Origin of the sequence: Nguyenibacter vanlangensis, assembly GCF_013376155.1 — a bacterium.
Lineage (GTDB): Bacteria > Pseudomonadota > Alphaproteobacteria > Acetobacterales > Acetobacteraceae > Gluconacetobacter > Gluconacetobacter vanlangensis.
Window position 1 is genome coordinate 1 of sequence record NZ_JABXXP010001284.1, and the last position, 517, is coordinate 517.

Annotated in this window: 1 pseudogene; it reads left to right on the forward strand. The window is 70.8% G+C overall.

From position 1 onward, the window contains the following. Window positions 1-517: pseudogene (locus HUK84_RS22620) on the forward strand (glycine dehydrogenase (aminomethyl-transferring)); the annotation flags it as partial.

Consider the following 517-nt stretch of genomic DNA (forward strand, 5'->3'; position numbering starts at 1 on the left):
GGCGCGATGGGGCTGGGCGAGGGCCTGACCGAACCGGCGGTGCTGGCGCGGCTGCGGGCCATTGCCGGGCGCAACCGGGTCATGACCTCGCTGATCGGCCAGGGCTATTACGGCACGGTGCTGCCGGGGGTGATCCAGCGCAACGTGCTGGAAAACCCGGCCTGGTACACGGCCTATACGCCCTATCAGCCGGAGATCAGCCAGGGACGGCTGGAGGCGCTGCTGAATTTCCAGACCATGGTCGCGGACCTGACCGGGCTGGACGTGGCCAATGCCTCGCTGCTGGACGAGGCGACGGCGGCAGCCGAGGCGATGGCGCTGGCCCGGCGCGTGGCGCGGTCGAAGGCGGACGGGTTCTTCGTCGATGCCGATTGCCATCCGCAGACGCTGGCGGTGCTGCGCACCCGCGCCGAGCCGATGGGCTGGCGGATCATCGTCGGCGATCCGGACCGCGACCTGGACGCGGAGGCGGTGTTCGGCGCGCTGCTGCAATATCCGGGATCGTCGGGGCAGGTCC